This is a genomic window from Micromonospora sp. RB23 (genome assembly GCF_053585025.1).
Window position 1 is genome coordinate 311860 of sequence record NZ_CM132111.1, and the last position, 15241, is coordinate 327100.

Annotated in this window: 16 protein-coding genes and 1 tRNA gene; 11 read left to right on the forward strand and 6 right to left on the reverse strand. The window is 70.7% G+C overall.

Going from position 1 to position 15241, the window contains the following annotated elements:
• Positions 1–15 precede the first annotated feature (15 nt).
• Both ACTFTM_RS01360 and ACTFTM_RS01365 read left to right on the forward strand, forming a co-directional pair.
• Entirely contained in the window at positions 16–717 is a 702-nt protein-coding gene (locus ACTFTM_RS01360) for a PASTA domain-containing protein (RefSeq protein ID WP_449564071.1), read from the forward strand.
• Between the two features lie 142 nt (positions 718–859).
• The gene (locus tag ACTFTM_RS01365; protein WP_449564072.1) at positions 860–1675 is read left to right on the forward strand and encodes a PASTA domain-containing protein; all 816 of its coding nucleotides are present in this window, start codon (positions 860–862) and stop codon (positions 1673–1675) included.
• Between the two features lie 7 nt (positions 1676–1682).
• On the opposite strand, the gene ACTFTM_RS01370 is transcribed toward ACTFTM_RS01365, so the two are convergent.
• Both ACTFTM_RS01370 and ACTFTM_RS01375 read right to left on the reverse strand, forming a co-directional pair.
• Positions 1683–2114, reverse strand: a complete 432-nt coding sequence (locus tag ACTFTM_RS01370) for a hypothetical protein (RefSeq protein WP_449564073.1) — start codon at positions 2112–2114, stop codon at positions 1683–1685.
• A 98-nt stretch (positions 2115–2212) separates the two neighbouring features.
• Positions 2213–2497: a hypothetical protein gene (locus tag ACTFTM_RS01375; protein WP_355242798.1), complete on the reverse strand. Its 285-nt coding sequence runs from the start codon at positions 2495–2497 to the stop codon at positions 2213–2215.
• A gap of 624 nt (positions 2498–3121) precedes the next feature.
• Here ACTFTM_RS01375 and ACTFTM_RS01380 point away from each other — a divergent pair.
• The 3 genes from ACTFTM_RS01380 (at position 3122) to ACTFTM_RS01390 (ending at position 4786) form a co-directional block, all read left to right on the forward strand.
• The gene (locus tag ACTFTM_RS01380) at positions 3122–3997 is read left to right on the forward strand and encodes a helix-turn-helix domain-containing protein (protein ID WP_234584497.1); all 876 of its coding nucleotides are present in this window, start codon (positions 3122–3124) and stop codon (positions 3995–3997) included.
• Positions 3967–4188: a DUF397 domain-containing protein gene (locus ACTFTM_RS01385; protein WP_355048523.1), complete on the forward strand. Its 222-nt coding sequence runs from the start codon at positions 3967–3969 to the stop codon at positions 4186–4188. Before ACTFTM_RS01380 ends, ACTFTM_RS01385 begins: the two co-directional genes overlap by 31 nt.
• Positions 4189–4384: 196 nt before the next feature.
• Positions 4385–4786, forward strand: a complete 402-nt coding sequence (locus ACTFTM_RS01390; protein WP_449564074.1) for a hypothetical protein — start codon at positions 4385–4387, stop codon at positions 4784–4786.
• On the opposite strand, the gene ACTFTM_RS01395 is transcribed toward ACTFTM_RS01390, so the two are convergent.
• Complete coding sequence (locus ACTFTM_RS01395; RefSeq protein ID WP_449564075.1) at positions 4754–5353, reverse strand: hypothetical protein; 600 nt, start codon at positions 5351–5353, stop codon at positions 4754–4756. The genes ACTFTM_RS01390 and ACTFTM_RS01395 overlap by 33 nt on opposite strands.
• Before the next feature lie 214 nt (positions 5354–5567).
• On the opposite strand from ACTFTM_RS01395, the gene ACTFTM_RS01400 reads away from it, so the two are divergent.
• Positions 5568–7136: a S8 family peptidase gene (locus ACTFTM_RS01400; protein ID WP_449564076.1), complete on the forward strand. Its 1569-nt coding sequence runs from the start codon at positions 5568–5570 to the stop codon at positions 7134–7136.
• A gap of 69 nt (positions 7137–7205) precedes the next feature.
• Here the strand turns inward: ACTFTM_RS01400 and ACTFTM_RS01405 are convergent, their stop codons facing one another.
• From ACTFTM_RS01405 to ACTFTM_RS01415, 3 genes are all read right to left on the reverse strand, one after another.
• Positions 7206–8012, reverse strand: a complete 807-nt coding sequence (locus tag ACTFTM_RS01405; RefSeq protein ID WP_449564077.1) for a WecB/TagA/CpsF family glycosyltransferase — start codon at positions 8010–8012, stop codon at positions 7206–7208.
• Positions 8009–9124, reverse strand: coding sequence for an NAD-dependent epimerase/dehydratase family protein (locus tag ACTFTM_RS01410; protein ID WP_449564078.1), 1116 nt, complete (start codon positions 9122–9124; stop codon positions 8009–8011). The genes ACTFTM_RS01405 and ACTFTM_RS01410 overlap by 4 nt, the downstream gene beginning before the upstream one ends.
• A gap of 65 nt (positions 9125–9189) precedes the next feature.
• Positions 9190–9275, reverse strand: a tRNA-Leu gene (locus tag ACTFTM_RS01415).
• Positions 9276–9482: 207 nt separating this feature from the next.
• Here ACTFTM_RS01415 and ACTFTM_RS01420 point away from each other — a divergent pair.
• The 5 genes from ACTFTM_RS01420 to ACTFTM_RS01440 are packed head-to-tail and all read left to right on the forward strand — an operon-like array spanning position 9483 to position 15240.
• Entirely contained in the window at positions 9483–10271 is a 789-nt protein-coding gene (locus ACTFTM_RS01420) for an FhaA domain-containing protein (protein WP_007454122.1), read from the forward strand.
• 6 nt (positions 10272–10277) lie between these two features.
• Complete coding sequence (locus tag ACTFTM_RS01425; protein WP_007454124.1) at positions 10278–10763, forward strand: FHA domain-containing protein FhaB/FipA; 486 nt, start codon at positions 10278–10280, stop codon at positions 10761–10763.
• Entirely contained in the window at positions 10760–12217 is a 1458-nt protein-coding gene (locus ACTFTM_RS01430; RefSeq protein WP_449564079.1) for a protein phosphatase 2C domain-containing protein, read from the forward strand. The genes ACTFTM_RS01425 and ACTFTM_RS01430 overlap by 4 nt, the downstream gene beginning before the upstream one ends.
• Positions 12218–12247: 30 nt before the next feature.
• The gene (locus tag ACTFTM_RS01435) at positions 12248–13738 is read left to right on the forward strand and encodes an FtsW/RodA/SpoVE family cell cycle protein (protein WP_449564080.1); all 1491 of its coding nucleotides are present in this window, start codon (positions 12248–12250) and stop codon (positions 13736–13738) included.
• Positions 13735–15240 carry a peptidoglycan D,D-transpeptidase FtsI family protein gene (locus ACTFTM_RS01440; RefSeq protein WP_449564081.1) on the forward strand — a complete coding sequence of 502 codons (1506 nt, stop codon included), beginning with the start codon at positions 13735–13737 and terminating at the stop codon, positions 15238–15240. The genes ACTFTM_RS01435 and ACTFTM_RS01440 overlap by 4 nt, the downstream gene beginning before the upstream one ends.
• The last annotated feature ends 1 nt before the right edge of the window (position 15241 follow it).

A 15241-nucleotide genomic window follows, 5' to 3' on the forward strand; every position in this document is an offset into this window, starting at 1 on the left:
GAGGCGGTGGACGGTATGACGGACGCGAACACGGGTCGGCAGGATTCCTCCGGCGGCCGGGACGGCGGCGGTGGAAGCCGGGCCGGTGTGGTGCTCGGTGGCGGACTGGTCGCGGTGCTCCTCGCCGTGGTCGGCGCGACCGGCGGTTGGCTGCTGGCCGGCGACGACGACGAATCTCCGGCGACGCCGCAGGCGGTCGCCACCACGGCAGGTACGCCGACCGGGGAGGCCACCTCGTCTCGGCCGACCACCGGCCGGACCACCCCGTCCGCTCCCCGGACGACCGCCTCCGCGACGAAGGGGGCCGGGCTGACCGTGCCCCCGGTGGTCGGGGCGGACTTCCTGGAGGCGCGCGAGATGCTGCGCAAACAGCGGTTGGGGTGGCGTCTGGTCTTCGGGGGTGGCACCGGGCGCACGGTCGAGAGTTCCTCGCCGCCCGTGGGCACGTCGGTGACCCGGGGCACCACGGTCCAGCTCCAGGTCGCCGGGCCGCCGCCGGCCGCCGAGGTGCCGGACGTGGTCGGCGACGACTGCGCCAAGGCGGCGGATGAGCTGGTCGAGGAGGGGCTCTACCCGCGTTACCAGAGTGGGCGCAGCGGCAAGGTCAGTCAGCAGAACCCGGCCGAGGACGGTCCGGCCCGCTGGAACGACGAGGTCAGCATCTGGTGCGGCGCGGCGGCCCCTCCGAGCCAACCGACCACGAAGCCGACCACCTGACACGACCAGTTCCCGGCCGCCGAGCGGCCCCGACCCGCCGGCGGCACGCGGTTCGTGCCACCGATACCGGCCGATGTCGACCTGTGCGGCTAGGTTGGCGTCGAGGGCCAGGCCGCCCGCCCGGTTCGGGAAAGGACGTGCGATGAGCGACGACCGCCAGGAGCCGCCCACCGGGACACCAGACGACGACCGCACGCGCCCTCTGCCGCCCGCCGCCAACGACCGCCCTCAGCCGCCGCGACCGACCGCGTCGCCGGACGAGACGATGCCCATCGACCGGGCCGCGTCCGGCGGTGGAGCGTCGCCGGACGAGACGATGCCCATCGACCGGGCCGCGTCCGGGCCTGCGGGTGACCGGACGGCGCGGATGCCGGCGGAGCGCTCGACGCCACCGTCGTGGTCGGGGCGGGCCGAGGTGCGGGCGCCTCGACCGGCCGAACCGTCAGCGGACTGGTACGTGGAGGAACAGGGCGGCCGTCGGTGGTGGCTGCCGATCCTCTGGGGCGTACTCGCGTTGTTGTTCGCCGCCCTGCTCGGTGCGGCCCTATGGGTGGTGTTGAGCGCGCGGGAGGACGACCCCGACGACGGGGCCACTCCGTCGGTCCCGCCGACCAGCGCCACCGCCGCGCCGAGCACCAGCGCACCGACGTCGTCGGCACCCACCAGCGCGACGCCGAGCAGCCCGGCGGCCACCACCGAGGGGGCACAGATACCGGTGCCGCCGCTGACCGGCCTCTCGCAGTCGGCCGCCGAAGGGCTGCTGGATCGACTGAGCCTGAGCTATCGGGTGGTGTACCGCCCGTCCGAGTTGCCGCCGGGCACGGTGGTGCGGACCGATCCGGAGGCCGGCACGCTGGTGTCGACCGACGAGGAGGTGCTGGTGGTGATCTCCCAGGATCGGCCGTCGCCAGAAGGCAGCTCGACCAGCCTGAGCCCGACGGTGACGGCCACGCCCTGACCGGTGCTCACCACATGCGGCGGCGGGTGCTGACGAGGCCGAGGCCGGCGAGCGAGATGGTGAGGCCGAATATCCCGGACCAGAAGAGCGACCGACGTACGTCGGTGGCGGCGTGGCCGCTCGACGTCGTCTCGGCGAGTTCCTGGCGGCCGTCGGCCGGACCGCCGGCGCCGGAACCGGTGGCCGCGCCGGTCGCGTCGGCGTACCCGTCGGGGGTGTCGGCGCCGATCCAGCCGTACTCGTCGACGGGTGGATCGGAGCCGGCCACGGTGATCTCCGGCGCCGGTACCGGAACGGCCAGCCGGGTGGACGACGACGCCGGATCGTGGACCAGGACCACGACGGTGGTCAGGGCCCCGAGGAGGGCGAGCAGTCCGAGAGCGTAGGTGATACTCCAGCGGTGGTGCCGCCGCACGGCGGGCTGATTGACCATGACCATCCCAGGCTCAGGGTCCTGGACGTGCGGGTGGAACGGTGCCGGGGTGGGCGTACCGATTCTATGGCGACGGCACGCCTACCCGCGGCGGATCGCGCTGGTCAGCCGACTCTGACCGGCGTACGGGCAACCGGTCGTCGGGTCCGTACGGTGTGCGGGCGGGGCACCGGCGCGGCCTGCACCTGTTGCAGCCCTTCCCGCTGTACGAAGATCGACCGGCGGTTGACGGCGTCGCCGGCGGCGTTGAGCTCGTAGCCGTCGAGCCAGAGCCAACCGTCGTAGGTCGGCCAGTCGAGCACCCGGATCACCCGGAACATGATCGGCCTGAGGAACTGGACACTCGCCGCGCGAGTCACGTGCAGAACGTCACCGGAGCGGGGAAGCACATGGGCTCCTGGGGAGGGTAAGCCGGCGGTGTGCCGGCGGGTGACTGGTCTGGATGTCTCGGCCCGGTTGCGGGATCGCGCCTCGTGGACCGTCTGGTGTTGGTGGTGGTCGGGCCGTACCCCGCTGGTGGCGTGCCGCCACCCGACCATCACCTGACTGCTGCCGGGAACCGCGCCCACCGCCGCAGTCAGCTGGCTTGCAGCGGTGGGGTCATTACCCCGGCGCAGGTCCGGGTGTCGCTGGCCGGACCCACGTGCCGTCCGGCTGCCCGGGGTAGGTGGGTTCACCACTCCCGGAGAGCGGACCGGAACGCTGAGTGATCCGTGCCATACGGACAGAGTGCATCAGCGACGTGCTTCATGCAAGTTGCACGTCGACTTTTGCCGATACGTGAGTTCGCCACGCAAAGCGGCGCTTGAAGCGATCCGCGTGCGGACGGCACACTGAGGGCCGGTTTCGCCCGTCGCGGCCGGCCGATGACCGGCAACACCCCTCGTCGCGAACGCTCGCCGGCCGACGGTCGCGCCCCCGGCAAGCGGCAACCAGTGGCGCGTCGACCGGAGGTAGCCCGAGAGTGGGGTCGAGCAACCAGCGGCGAGGGCCAGAAGTGCCGAGGCCGCGCGATGAGTGAACGGCGCAGCCCGACGATCCGACGGCGACGGCTCGGCGCTGAGCTGCGCCGTCAGCGGGAGTCGGCGGGGATCACCATCGAGGTGGTGGCCGAGCAGTTGGAGTGTTCGGCGTCCAAGGTCTCCCGGATCGAGACCGGGCACACCACGGCCACCCCGCGCGACGTGCGGGACATGCTGCGGATCTACGGCGTCGTGGGCGCCGAGAGCGACGAGCTCGTGCAGATCGCCCGGGAGGCGCGGCAGAAGGGTTGGTGGCACCCGTACAGCACGGTGCTGGTCGGGGCGTACGTCGGACTGGAGGCGGCCGCCAGTTCCATCCGGGCGTACGAACAGCAGGTCGTCCCCGGCCTGTTGGAGACCGAGGAGTACGCCGGGGCGATGATCCGCGCCGCCCGTCCGGACTTCACCGCCGATCAGGTACATCAAAGGGTGCGTGTCCGTCTGGGCCGTCAGTCGTTGTTGACCCAGGACGATCCGGTCGATCTGTGGGTGGTGCTCGATGAGGCGGTGGTAAGTAGGCCGGTGGGCGGGGACGAGGTGATGCGCGGCCAACTCAGGCGGTTGGTCGAGGTGGCCGAGTTGCCGAACGTGACGCTCCAGATCCTCCCGTTCGAGGTGGGAGCGCACGCCGGCATGGACGGCACCTTCACGATCCTCAGCTTCCCTGAGCCCGGTGATCCGGATGTTGTGTACGCGGAGAACGCCACGGGTGGGCTTTTCCTCGAGAAGAGCGACGAACTGCAGAAGTACAGCTTCATCTTCGATCACATCCGCGCTGCGGCCATTCGTCCGGAGGAGTCCGTCGCACACATCGCAAAACTGGCAGAGGAGCCGAAATGGCGACCAAGAGGTTCCCCGTGGACCTGACGCAGGCGACGTGGTTCAAGAGCTCGAAGAGCGGGCCGAACTGCGACAACTGCGTGGAAGTGGCGTACGTGACCGGCGCGGTCGGTGTGCGGGATTCGAAGGACAAGGCCGGTCCGGCCCTGGTCTTCGCTCCCGGTGACTGGCGTGCCTTCGTTGCCGGAGCCAGGGGTGGTGTGTTGGGCTCGGCCTGACCGAGTGGTCGATGAACGTCCCCGTCCGGTCCTCGACCGGGCGGGGACGTTCCGTGTGCTCGCCCGGTCGTCCCGGGCGCGCCAGGTTCCGCCGGGATTCCCGTCGCCACAGCGGGCCCGCCTCGTTGAACCCGTCGGTACGGCCGGTCGACGACCAGCCGCACCGATCCGCACCCGAGCGAGGCAGGCGAGACGGATGACGACGATCGGTTCAGAGAACCTCACCAACGGTCCGGCCAAGCCGGAGCGCTTCGGTGGCAAGTACCGCGGGGCGCGTCGGGACACCGTACTGACCGAGGTGGTCTCGACCGACCAGGAGTTCAGCGGACGGGAGGTGCCGGCCCCGGAATCGGCGGACGCGCCGCTCTCGCTGCCGTCACTGGATCCCAACCCGCTGGTCGAGCCGTCGTTCCCGCCGGACGGCTGGCCGATCGAGCCCACCGGTTCGTTGGCCGATCACCCGCTGCTGCGTGGCCTGCTGCTGGAGCTGCCGCCCAAGGGCAGCGTGCCGCCGCCCGGCTGGTTGGACCGCTGGTTCGAGGCGACCAGGGCGATCCTGGAACTCCTATACGTGCAGGGGTCCGGCCGCTCGCGCTGACCGCGCGGCGGTGGGCTGCGCCCGCTCGATGAGCCGGCTGTGCCGCAGCGCGTGCCGGACGCCGAGGGTCGCCACCACCAGCGCTCCGACCGTGATCGCCGGGCCGGCGATCCCCGGCTCGGCACCGAGATCCGTGCCGGCTGCCGCGATCACCGCCGGCAGCGTCGCCAGGGCGGTGACCTGCAACGGTACGCCGACGAGCGGGTGGGCCGCGGCGGCACGCAGTCCGTGCGGGGCGGGCGTGCCCGGTGCGGTGTCGAACGCGCCGGCCCCGGCCCACAGCCGGCGGATCCGGCGCACCGAGCAGACGACCACCACGAGCGCCGGGCCGGCGGCGAGGGTGAGCCCGGCGGCGGCACGATCGATCGGCGCGTCGCCGGCGCTTGACAAGCCGCCGATAACCACCGCCGCGATCAGCGCGACGCCGGCCAGCGCGAGCGCCAGCAACCATCCGGTACGCCGACGAAGCGCACGCGCGTCGCGCAGCCGGGGCAGTCGGTCGGCCAGGACCCCGGCGGCCAGCCAGACGGCGGCGACCGGCAACAGGATGGTGAGCTGACTCTCCATGTCGGAGAGTCTTTCCCCTTCCTCGGCGCGGCGAATCCGGGCCGGACCCCCGTTGACCCCGGAAGCCGGGCCCGTAGGGGACATCCCATCCGGGTGATGGACGTTTCGACATGTTTATCTGTCGGGCCCGCCGACCTACTCTCAGCGAGATCGGCAAGCGTCGATCAGTGGTACCGGTGGTCGCGCTTCGACGCCGGTCGGAGGGAGGTAGGAGATGGGTCTTCCACGCAGGTCCGTACTGGTCGGGGTGGCCACCGCGACCGTGCTGGCCGTCGGTGCCCCGGCTCTGGCCGCCGAACCTGTGGGCGTCGTACGGGAGGCCGGCGGAGCCACCGCCGTGCCGGACAGCTACATCGTCGTCCTGAAGGACAGCACCGTGGCGCCCAACCGGGTCGGCGACACCGCGCAACGGCTGACCGGCCGGCACGGCGGAAAGGTCGCCCGCACCTACGGCACCGCGCTGCGGGGCTTCGAGGTCAGCGTCAGCGCGGCGGCGGCGGCACGCATCGCCGCCGACCCCGCCGTCGCGTACGTCGAGCAGAACCACACCGTGTCCATCTCCGGAACGCAGACCAACCCGCCGTCCTGGGGCCTCGACCGCATCGACCAGCGCAACCTCCCAATGGACAGCTCCTACACGTACCCGAACACGGCCAGCAACGTGCACGCCTACATCATCGACACCGGCATCCGCTTCTCCCACAACGACTTCGGCGGCCGGGCCACCTCCGGCTACGACGCGGTGGACGGCGGGTCGGCCGACGACTGCAACGGGCACGGCACGCACGTCGCCGGCACCGTCGGCGGCTCGACGTACGGCGTGGCCAAGGGCGTCCAGTTGGTCGGCGTACGGGTGCTGGACTGCTCGGGCAGCGGCACCAACGCCGGTGTGATCGCCGGCGTCGACTGGGTCACCCAGAACGCGATCAAGCCGGCCGTGGCGAACATGAGCCTCGGTGGTAGCGCGAACAGTTCGCTCGACACGGCCATCAGCAACTCGATCAACTCCGGCGTCACGTACGCCGTCGCGGCCGGCAATGGCAACACCCTCGGCGTCCGGCAGAACGCCTGCAACTACTCCCCGGCGCGGGTGGCCTCCGCGATCACCGTAGGTGCGACGCAGAACAACGACGCGGCCGCGAGCTTCTCCAACTTCGGCACCTGCGTCGACATCCTGGCACCGGGCGTCAACATCACCTCGGCCTGGTACAACAGCAACACCGCGACCAACACGATCAGCGGCACCTCGATGGCCTCGCCGCACGTCGCCGGCGCGGCGGCGCTGGCGCTGTCGACGAACCCGTCCTGGACCCCGCAGCAGGTGCGGGACAACCTGGTCGGCAACTCCACCCCGAACGTGGTGACCAACGTCGGCACCGGCACCCCGAACCAGTTGCTCTACGTGGGCAGCGGCGGCACCACCCCGCCGCCCACCGGCTGCACCGGCACCAACGGCGCCGCGCTGACGATCCCGGACGCCGGCGCGGCGGTGACCAGCTCGATCACCATCTCCGGCTGTGGCCGCAACGCCTCCTCGGCCTCCACCGTGGCGGTGAACATCGTGCACACCTACCGCGGTGACCTGGTCATCGACCTGCTCGCCCCGGACGGCAGCTCGTACCGGCTGAAGAACAGCAGCTCCTCGGACAGCGCCGACAACGTGAACACCACGTACTCGGTCAACCTGTCCGCCGAGGCGGCGGACGGCACCTGGCGGCTCCAGGTGCGCGACGTCTACTCGGCGGACACCGGCTACATCAGCAGTTGGACCCTGACCGTCTGACCTGTTCCCCAGGGACGAGGCCCCATCCGGAAGATCCCGGTGGGGCCTCGTGTCGTACCTGATCGGTTGTCAGACCGCGAAGGTGGCCGGCCGCTCGGTGGCCGGGGCCGGCGGGCGGGCCTTCCACAGGCCGGTCTTCTGGCCGGCGAGCCGGGCCAGATACGCGGGGTTGAGGATCACGTAACGACGCCACAGCCGCTTCGGCTCCAGCCCGAGCCGCCAGAACCACTCCAGGCCGGCGCGCTGCATCCACGGCGGAGGCTGGCGCAGCAGCCCGGCGTGGTAGTCGAACGCGGCGCCGACCGCCATCATCGGCATGTCCAGCAGCGGGCGCATGGCGTACGTGAAGACTTCCTGGCGCGGGCAGCCGAGCCCGACCAGGACGAGCCGGGCACCGCTGGACCGGATCCGGTCGGCGATCTCGGCGTCCTCGCCCGGCTGGACCGCGCGGAACTTCGACGGCTCCACCCCGGCGATCTTCAGGGCCGGGAACATCCGCTCCAACGCCGGGATCAGCTTCGCCAGCGTCTCCTCGGTCGAGCCGTACAGGTAGACGGGCAGCCCCTCGTCGGCGAAGCGGGACAGCACGTGCAGCGTCAGCGTCGGCCCGTAGACCCGGTCGGTGAGCCCGGCGCCGTGCAGCAGGTTGAGCGCCCAGCGCACCGGCTGCCCGTCCGGGGTGACCACGTCGAAGGAGTTCAACCGGGCGTTGTGCGCCGGATCGAGCACGCCGGTCATCACCCCGTGCACGGCCAGCGCCGTCAGCGCGAGCGGCCGCCGCTCGTGCGCCGCCGTCACCACCGCGTCGGTCGCCGCGGCGTAGTCGGTGGCGTCGACGAGGACGCCGAGCACGTTGCGCTTGGTCTGGGCGGTCATGGCTGCGGCACCCACTTGTCCACGTTGGCCTCGTAGATCTCCCGCAGGATCATCGGCACGTCGTACGTGATCTTCCAGTCCGGGTACTGCGCCTCGAACCGGGCCATGCTGCTCACGTACCACTGGTGGTCGCCCGTGCGGTTCTGCTCGACGTAGTTGATCTGCGCCTCGCGGCCGGTGATCTCCTGGGCGATCGCGAACGCCTCGATATGGGAGGTGTTGGAGTGCCGCCCGCCGCCGAGGTTGTAGACCTCGGCCGAGCGGGGCGCCCGGAAGAACGCCTCGAACGCGGTCAGCACGTCGTGCGAGTGGATCGCGTCGCGGACCATCTTGCCCTTGTAGCCGAACAGGTTGTACGTCCGGCCCTCCATGACGCAGCGCATCAGGTACGCCAGGAACCCGTGCAGCTCGGCGGCCGAGTGGGCCGGGCCGGTCAGGGTGCCGCCCCGGAAACAGGCGGTCTTCATGTCGAAGTAACGGCCGTACTCCTGCACCATCACGTCCGCGGCCACCTTCGAGGCGCCGAAGACCGAGTGCAGCGAGTGGTCGATCGACATCTCCTCGGTGATGCCCTCGTACCAGCGGTGGTCCTCCGGCAGCTCGTACCGGGTCTCCAGTTCGAGCAGCGGCAGGCTGTTGGGCCGGTCGCCGTAAACCTTGTTCGTCGAACAGTGGATGAACGGCGCGTCGATGGCGTGCCGGCGGGTGTTCTCCAGGATGTTGAGAGTGCCGCCCGCGTTCACGTCGAAGTCCGTGTACGGCTCCTTGGCCGCCCAGTCGTGGCTCGGCTGGGCGGCGCTGTGGATCACCACGGCGATGTCCGAGCCGTACTTCTTGAACACCTGCTCCAGGCCGTCCCGGTCCCGGATGTCCACCGCGTAGTGGGTGTAGGAGTTACCGAGGTCACGGCCGAGCCGCTCCAGGCTCCACGAGGTGGAGCCGTCCTCTCCGAAGAAGTACCGGCGCATGTCGTTGTCGATGCCGACGACGTCCAGACCGAGGCCGGCGAAGTGCCGGACCGCCTCGGAGCCGATCAGACCGCCCGACCCGGTCACCAACGCGACACTCACACGCCACTCCTGGTCCATCGGAGGCAGAAACCATCGGAGCATAGCGTGACGCCCGGCACGCCCCGATATGACGGAAGGGCCCCGCATCAAGCGGAGCCCTCGCCTTTTGGTGGGGATGGGGGGAGTTGAACCCCCACGCCCTTTCGGGCACACGGACCTGAACCGTGCGCGTCTGCCATTCCGCCACATCCCCGTGGCACGACCCGGGACACTGTAGCCGCCCCGGACCCGCTGTCTCCAACAGGCTCCGGGAATACTACGCTGTCCCAGACGCTCGCCACGAGCGGTTACCGTTCGTGGCGGACGAAAGATTAGCACGGCGGTCCCGGTCCCTCCGAACGGGTCGGAAGCAGGCGGCCGAGCGGCGTGTGAGCTGCGCGCGCGCCGGCCGGATACCATCATGTCCTCGGGACCCGAGGAGGAGCCGGTGAGCGTGCTGCAACGCTTCGAGAAGCGTCTGGAAGGCCTGGTCGAAGGGGCTTTCGCCAAGGTCTTCAAAGGGGTGGTCCACCCCGTGGAGATCCTCAACGCCATGCAGCGGGAGGCCGAGGCGCACAAGGCGATCCTGGCCGGTGGGCGCACGTTGGTGCCCAACCGCTACGTGATCGATCTCTCGCCGTTCGACCACAGTCGTCTGGCGCCGTACGCCGCCGCGCTGGCCCAGGAGCTGGCCCAGTCGCAGGCGGAGTTCATCGGCGAGCAGGCCTGGACGGTCTACGGCGACGTGATCGTGGAGATCGAGCGGGGCGAGGGCCTGGACACGGGAATGTTCCGCGTCACCGCCGAGGTCTACACCGGTGGCGAGGTCGCCCCGGTGTCGGCGCCCGGCTACGACGCCGGACCGCCCGCCTACCCCGCGTACGACCAGGGTGGCGGCTACGGGCCGCCGCCCGGGCACGGTGGCGGTCGCAACGTGCGGCTGGTCTCCGGTGACGGACGCACCTACCCCCTCCAGATGGGGTCGACGGTGATCGGTCGCGGCGACCAGGCGAACCTGCGCCTGCCGGACGTCGGTATCTCCCGGCGACACGCCCGGCTGGATTTCGACGGCGGCCAGGTTGTGCTGACCGATCTGGGTTCCACCAACGGCACCATGGTCAACGGGCAGCGGGTCTCCGCCGTCGCGCTGAACCCGGGTGACATGGTCCAGCTCGGCACCACGACGCTGACCTTCCGCGTGGACGGCTGAGCCGCCTTGCCGGCACTGGTCATCACCGTTGCCCGGTTCGGGTTCCTGATCCTGCTGTGGATCTTCGTGTTCACGGTGGTCGGCGTGATCCGCCGAGATCTCTTCGCGGGAGCCCGGTCCGGTCGCCTGGTGGCGGCACCACGCGCGGTTGGCGCCTCGACGGGGCAGGCGGCCAAACCGGCGAAGGTGAAGCGGGGCAGGGCGGCCCACCAGCTGGTGGTCACCGCCGGTCAACTGGCCGGCACCCGCATCACCCTGGGCGAAGCGCAGATCACCATCGGTCGGGCCGAGGACTCCACCCTGGTCATCACCGACGACTACGCCTCCGCGCGGCACGCGAGACTCGTGCCGCGCGAGGGCCAGTGGTTCGTCGAGGATCTCGGCTCGACTAACGGCACGTACCTCGATCGCGCTAAGGTCACCGGACCAACCCCCGTACCCCTCGGCGTGCCGATCCGGATCGGCCGCACTTCCCTCGAATTACGGCCATGACTCTGACCCTGCGCTATGCGGCCCACAGCGACCGCGGTCTGATCCGTGACGGCAATCAAGACTCCGTCTACGCCGGGCCGCGGCTACTCGCCGTTGCCGACGGCATGGGCGGCATGGCCGCCGGTGACGTCGCCAGCAACATCGTCATCGGTGCCATGGCGCCGCTCGACGAGGATGTCCCCGGGGACGCCCTCGTCGACGCGTTGCGTTCGGCCGTGGGCACCGCCAACCAACAGCTCCGCGACACGGTGGACGCCAACCCGCAGTTGGAGGGGATGGGCACCACGCTGACAGCGACCCTCTTCTCCGGCAGCAAGCTGGGGATGGTCCACATCGGTGACTCGCGGGCCTACCTGCTGCGCAACGGCGAGTTCGCCCAGATCACCAAGGACGACACGTACGTCCAGATGCTCGTCGACGAGGGCCGGATCAGCGCCGAGGAGGCGAGCAGCCACCCGCAGCGGTCGCTGCTGACCCGGGCGCTCGACGGCCGGGACATCGACCCGGAGTACTCGGTGCGCCAGGTGCTGTCCGGCGACCGCTACCTGATCTGCAGCGACGGCCTCTCGGGTGTGGTGAGCGCCGAGACCATCGGCGAGACCCTGCGCGAGTACACCGATCCGCAGAAGTGCGTCGAGCGGCTGGTGCAGCTCGCGCTGCGCGGCGGCGGTCCGGACAACATCACGGTGATCATCGCCGACGCCACCGACCACGACATCGTCGAGGCGACCCCGATCGTCGGTGGCGCCGCCGCCCGGGACCGGGGCATGGCCACCTCCGCCGACGACTCGACCCCGGCCGCCCGGGCCTCGGCGCTCTCCGCGCCGCGTCCCGCCGCGCCCGAGGAGCCCGCCGCCGACGACGAGCCGGAACGGCGGAAGCGCCGGCCGGTACGGGCCACCGCCATGGCCGTGGCCCTTCTGGTGATCCTCGGCGGTGGACTCTTCGCCGGCTGGACGTACACGCAACGCCAGTACTACGTGGGCGCCACCGACGAGGGCCAGGTCGCCGTCTTCCGGGGCATCCAGGGGCAGATCGCCGGAGTGGACCTGTCCACCGTGCACCGCACCAGCGGCACCCGGTTGGACGACCTCACCGTCGCCGCCCAGGACACGGTCAAGGTGGGCATCCGGGCCAAGAGCGAGCCGGACGCCGAGCGTCAGCTCGCGGAGCTGACCAGCGACACCCCGACCAACCCCAACCTCAAGCCGCTCTGCCCGCCCGACCCGGGCGCGCTGACCGGCTCGCCCACGCCCAATGCTTCCCCGACCCCGCCCGTGGCGTCCCCGACGCCGGCCACCAGCCCCAGCGCCTCGGTGAACGGGGTCCTCAGCGCGAGCCCGACCACGGCGGTCACCGCCGGCGGGACCGATCCGACCACCGCACCCGACGCCACGCCCTCCGACTCGGCACCGCCGGCGCTCGACCCGGCCGGCTGCCGGTCTCCCGAGTGAGCGTCGACTGAGATCCCAAGGACTCCACCCGTGACCGTAGCGGCCACACCGGCATCCTCGCCCGCCACCACGGGCGGGGAGTCCGGCGTACGCCTGGCCCGGTCCCGGCGCAACGCCGAGCTGTCCCTGCTGCTGCTGGCCATGGTGCTGGTGGCCGCGTACATGGCGACCGTCGAGGCGAACCTCCTGGACACGGTCACGCCGGATTTCTGGATGCCCGCCGCCGCGCTCGGCGCGGTCTTCCTCGGCCTGCACCTGGTCATCCGGTTCCTCGCCCCGTTCGCCGATCCGGCGCTGCTGCCGGCCGTGGCCCTGCTCAACGGTCTCGGCGTCGGCTTCCTGCGCCGGATCGACCTGGGCGAGGCCGCTCCGGTGGACCGGGAGGACCTGGCCACGTTCGCCGGCATCGGCGGCCGGCAGCTCGCGTGGACGCTCGCCTCGGTGATCCTCGCCGCGGGCCTGCTCGCGATCATGCGCGACCACCGTTCGGTCTCCCGGTACGCGTACACGCTGGGGCTCGCCGGCATCGTGCTGGTGATGCTCCCGGCGGTGCTGCCACGCAGCATGTCCGAGATCAACGGCGCCAAGCTGTGGATCCGGCTGGGCGGGTTCTCGATCCAGCCGGGTGAGTTCGCCAAGCTGGCGCTGCTGGTCTTCTTCGCGTACTACCTGGTGCGCAAGCGCGAGGTGCTCTCGCTGGCCAGCCGGCGGTTCCTCGGTATCGACTTCCCGCGCGGTCGGGACCTCGGCCCGGTGGTCGTGGTCTGGCTCATCAGCCTCCTGGTGCTGGTCTTCGAGAAGGACCTCGGCACCTCGCTGCTGTACTTCGGCATGTTCGTGGTGACCCTCTACATCGCCACCGAACGGGTCAGCTGGCTGCTGATCGGTCTGCTCCTCTTCTTCGGTGGCGCCTACCTCGCGTACGTCCTCGGTTCGACGGTCGGCGGCCCGTTCGCCAACTTCTACCTGCGCGCCGAGATCTGGCTGGACCCGTTCGCCGACCCGACCGACAAGGGCTACCAGCTCGTCCAAGGCCTGCTCGCCCTCGGTACGGGTGGGCTCTTCGGCGCGGGACCGGGCGGTGGCCAGCCGGACATCCTGCCCGAGGTGCAGAACGACTTCATCTTCGCCGGCATCGGTGAGGAGATCGGTCTCTTCGGTCTCTCCGCGCTGCTGGTGGTCTACCTGCTGATCGTGGAGCGGGGCCTGCGCGCCGCGCTCGCGGTCCGTGACTCGTTCGGCAAGCTGCTCGCCGGCGGTCTCGCCTTCACCCTTGGCCTTCAGGTCTTCGTGATCGTCGGCGGCATCAGCAAGCTGATCCCGCTGACCGGCCAGACCACGCCGTTCCTGTCCGCCGGTGGCTCGTCGCTGATGGCGAACTGGCTGCTCATCGCGGTTCTGCTGCGGGTCTCCGACGGGGCTCGGCGGCCGGTGACCGGTGGCGCCGGCAAGGCGGCCCGGCCGTCGGGCGGTCCGCCCGAGCAGCTGCACGGTGCCCCCACGGAGGTGATCAAGCCGTGAACGCACCTCTGCGTCGTGTCGGTGTCGTCGTCATGGTCCTGTTCGGTCTCCTCTTCGCGAACCTGAACTGGATCCAGGCGTACAAGGCGGACGAGTACCGCACCAGTGACTACAACGGTCGGGTCCAGGTCGCCGACTACAAGCGCAAGCGCGGCAACATCGAGGCCGGTGGCACCGCGTTGGCGACCAGCAAGGAGACCACCGGCAAGCTGAAGTTCCAGCGCACCTACCCGGGCGGCGCCAAGTACGCCCACGTGCTCGGCTACAAGCCGGTCAACCTGGCCGACACCGGCATCGAGCAGGTGGAGAACGACTTCCTGGCCGGCACCAGCGACCAGTTGATCGGCGACCGGTTCAAGGACCTGTTCACCGGTGACGAGACGGCCGGCGGCAACGTGTTGCTCACGCTCTCGAAGCGGGCGCAGGACGTGGCGTACGACCAGATGCGCAACAACCAGGTGGGTGCGAAGAGGGGCGCGGCGATCGCCATCGACCCGTCCACCGGCGCGGTGCAGGCCCTGGTGTCGATGCCCAGCTTCGACCCGAACCCGCTCGCCAGCCACGACACGGCCGAGGCGGCGGCGGAGATCAACAAGCTGGAGCAGGACCCGGACGGCCCGTTGAAGAACCGGGCCCTGTCCGAGACGCTGCCCCCGGGGTCCACCTTCAAGATCGTGGTCGCCGCGGCCGGTCTGGAGAACGGCATCACCAAGTCGACCCCGATCCCGGCCGGTTCCAGCTACACGCCGCCCACCTCGGGCAGCCCGATCCGTAACGCCGTACCGTCGATCTGCCCCGAGGCGCAGGTCACCTTGCAGGAGGCGGTCACCGAGTCCTGCAACACGGGCTTCGCGCAACTCGGCGTACGCCTCGGCGCGGACAAGATCAAGGAGAAGGCCCGCCAGTTCGGCTTCGAGCAGGAGGACCTCACCGTCGGCCAGCTCGGCGAGGGCGGCCTGCGAACGGCCGCCAGCCGGACCGGCGACATGCAGAACCCGGACGGCAGCACCGACCCGGCCGCGCTGGCCCAGTCCTCGATCGGTCAGAACAACGTCCGGATGACCCCGTTGCAGGGCGCGATGATCGCCGGGGCGGTCGCCAACGGCGGCAGCCAGATGCGGCCGTACCTGGTCCGGCAGCTCCTCGCCCCGGATCGGACCACCAGCTACTACACCGCGAAGGCGCGGGAGCTGCGCCAGCCCGTCGAGCCGCAGGTCGCCTCCGACCTGCGCGACATGATGGTCAGCGTCGTCCAGAAGGGCACCGGCCAGAAGGCGGCGATCAGCGGCTACACGGTCGGCGGCAAGACGGGTACCGCGCAGTCCGCGCCGGACCGCCCCGACCACGGCTGGTTCATCGGCTTCGCGCTGGACAAGAACGGCAACCCGGTCTCGGCCGTGTGTGTCGTCCTGGAACAGGCCGGCAGCGGTGGCAGCTCCGAGGCGGCCCGGATCGGTGGCCAGATCATGCGGGCCGCCATCGCCGATCCTGGGGGCCGCTGAC

Coding starts and splice junctions, on each gene's coding strand:
- ACTFTM_RS01360 (WP_449564071.1), top strand. CDS start 16: ATGACGGACGCGAACACGGGTCGGCAGGATTCCTCCGGCGGCCGGGAC.
- ACTFTM_RS01365 (WP_449564072.1), top strand. CDS start 860: ATGAGCGACGACCGCCAGGAGCCGCCCACCGGGACACCAGACGACGAC.
- ACTFTM_RS01370 (WP_449564073.1), bottom strand. CDS start 2,114: ATGGTCATGGTCAATCAGCCCGCCGTGCGGCGGCACCACCGCTGGAGT.
- ACTFTM_RS01380 (WP_234584497.1), top strand. CDS start 3,122: ATGAGTGAACGGCGCAGCCCGACGATCCGACGGCGACGGCTCGGCGCT.
- ACTFTM_RS01385 (WP_355048523.1), top strand. CDS start 3,967: ATGGCGACCAAGAGGTTCCCCGTGGACCTGACGCAGGCGACGTGGTTC.
- ACTFTM_RS01390 (WP_449564074.1), top strand. CDS start 4,385: ATGACGACGATCGGTTCAGAGAACCTCACCAACGGTCCGGCCAAGCCG.
- ACTFTM_RS01395 (WP_449564075.1), bottom strand. CDS start 5,353: ATGGAGAGTCAGCTCACCATCCTGTTGCCGGTCGCCGCCGTCTGGCTG.
- ACTFTM_RS01400 (WP_449564076.1), top strand. CDS start 5,568: ATGGGTCTTCCACGCAGGTCCGTACTGGTCGGGGTGGCCACCGCGACC.
- ACTFTM_RS01405 (WP_449564077.1), bottom strand. CDS start 8,012: ATGACCGCCCAGACCAAGCGCAACGTGCTCGGCGTCCTCGTCGACGCC.
- ACTFTM_RS01410 (WP_449564078.1), bottom strand. CDS start 9,124: ATGCTCCGATGGTTTCTGCCTCCGATGGACCAGGAGTGGCGTGTGAGT.
- ACTFTM_RS01420 (WP_007454122.1), top strand. CDS start 9,483: ATGTCCTCGGGACCCGAGGAGGAGCCGGTGAGCGTGCTGCAACGCTTC.
- ACTFTM_RS01430 (WP_449564079.1), top strand. CDS start 10,760: ATGACTCTGACCCTGCGCTATGCGGCCCACAGCGACCGCGGTCTGATC.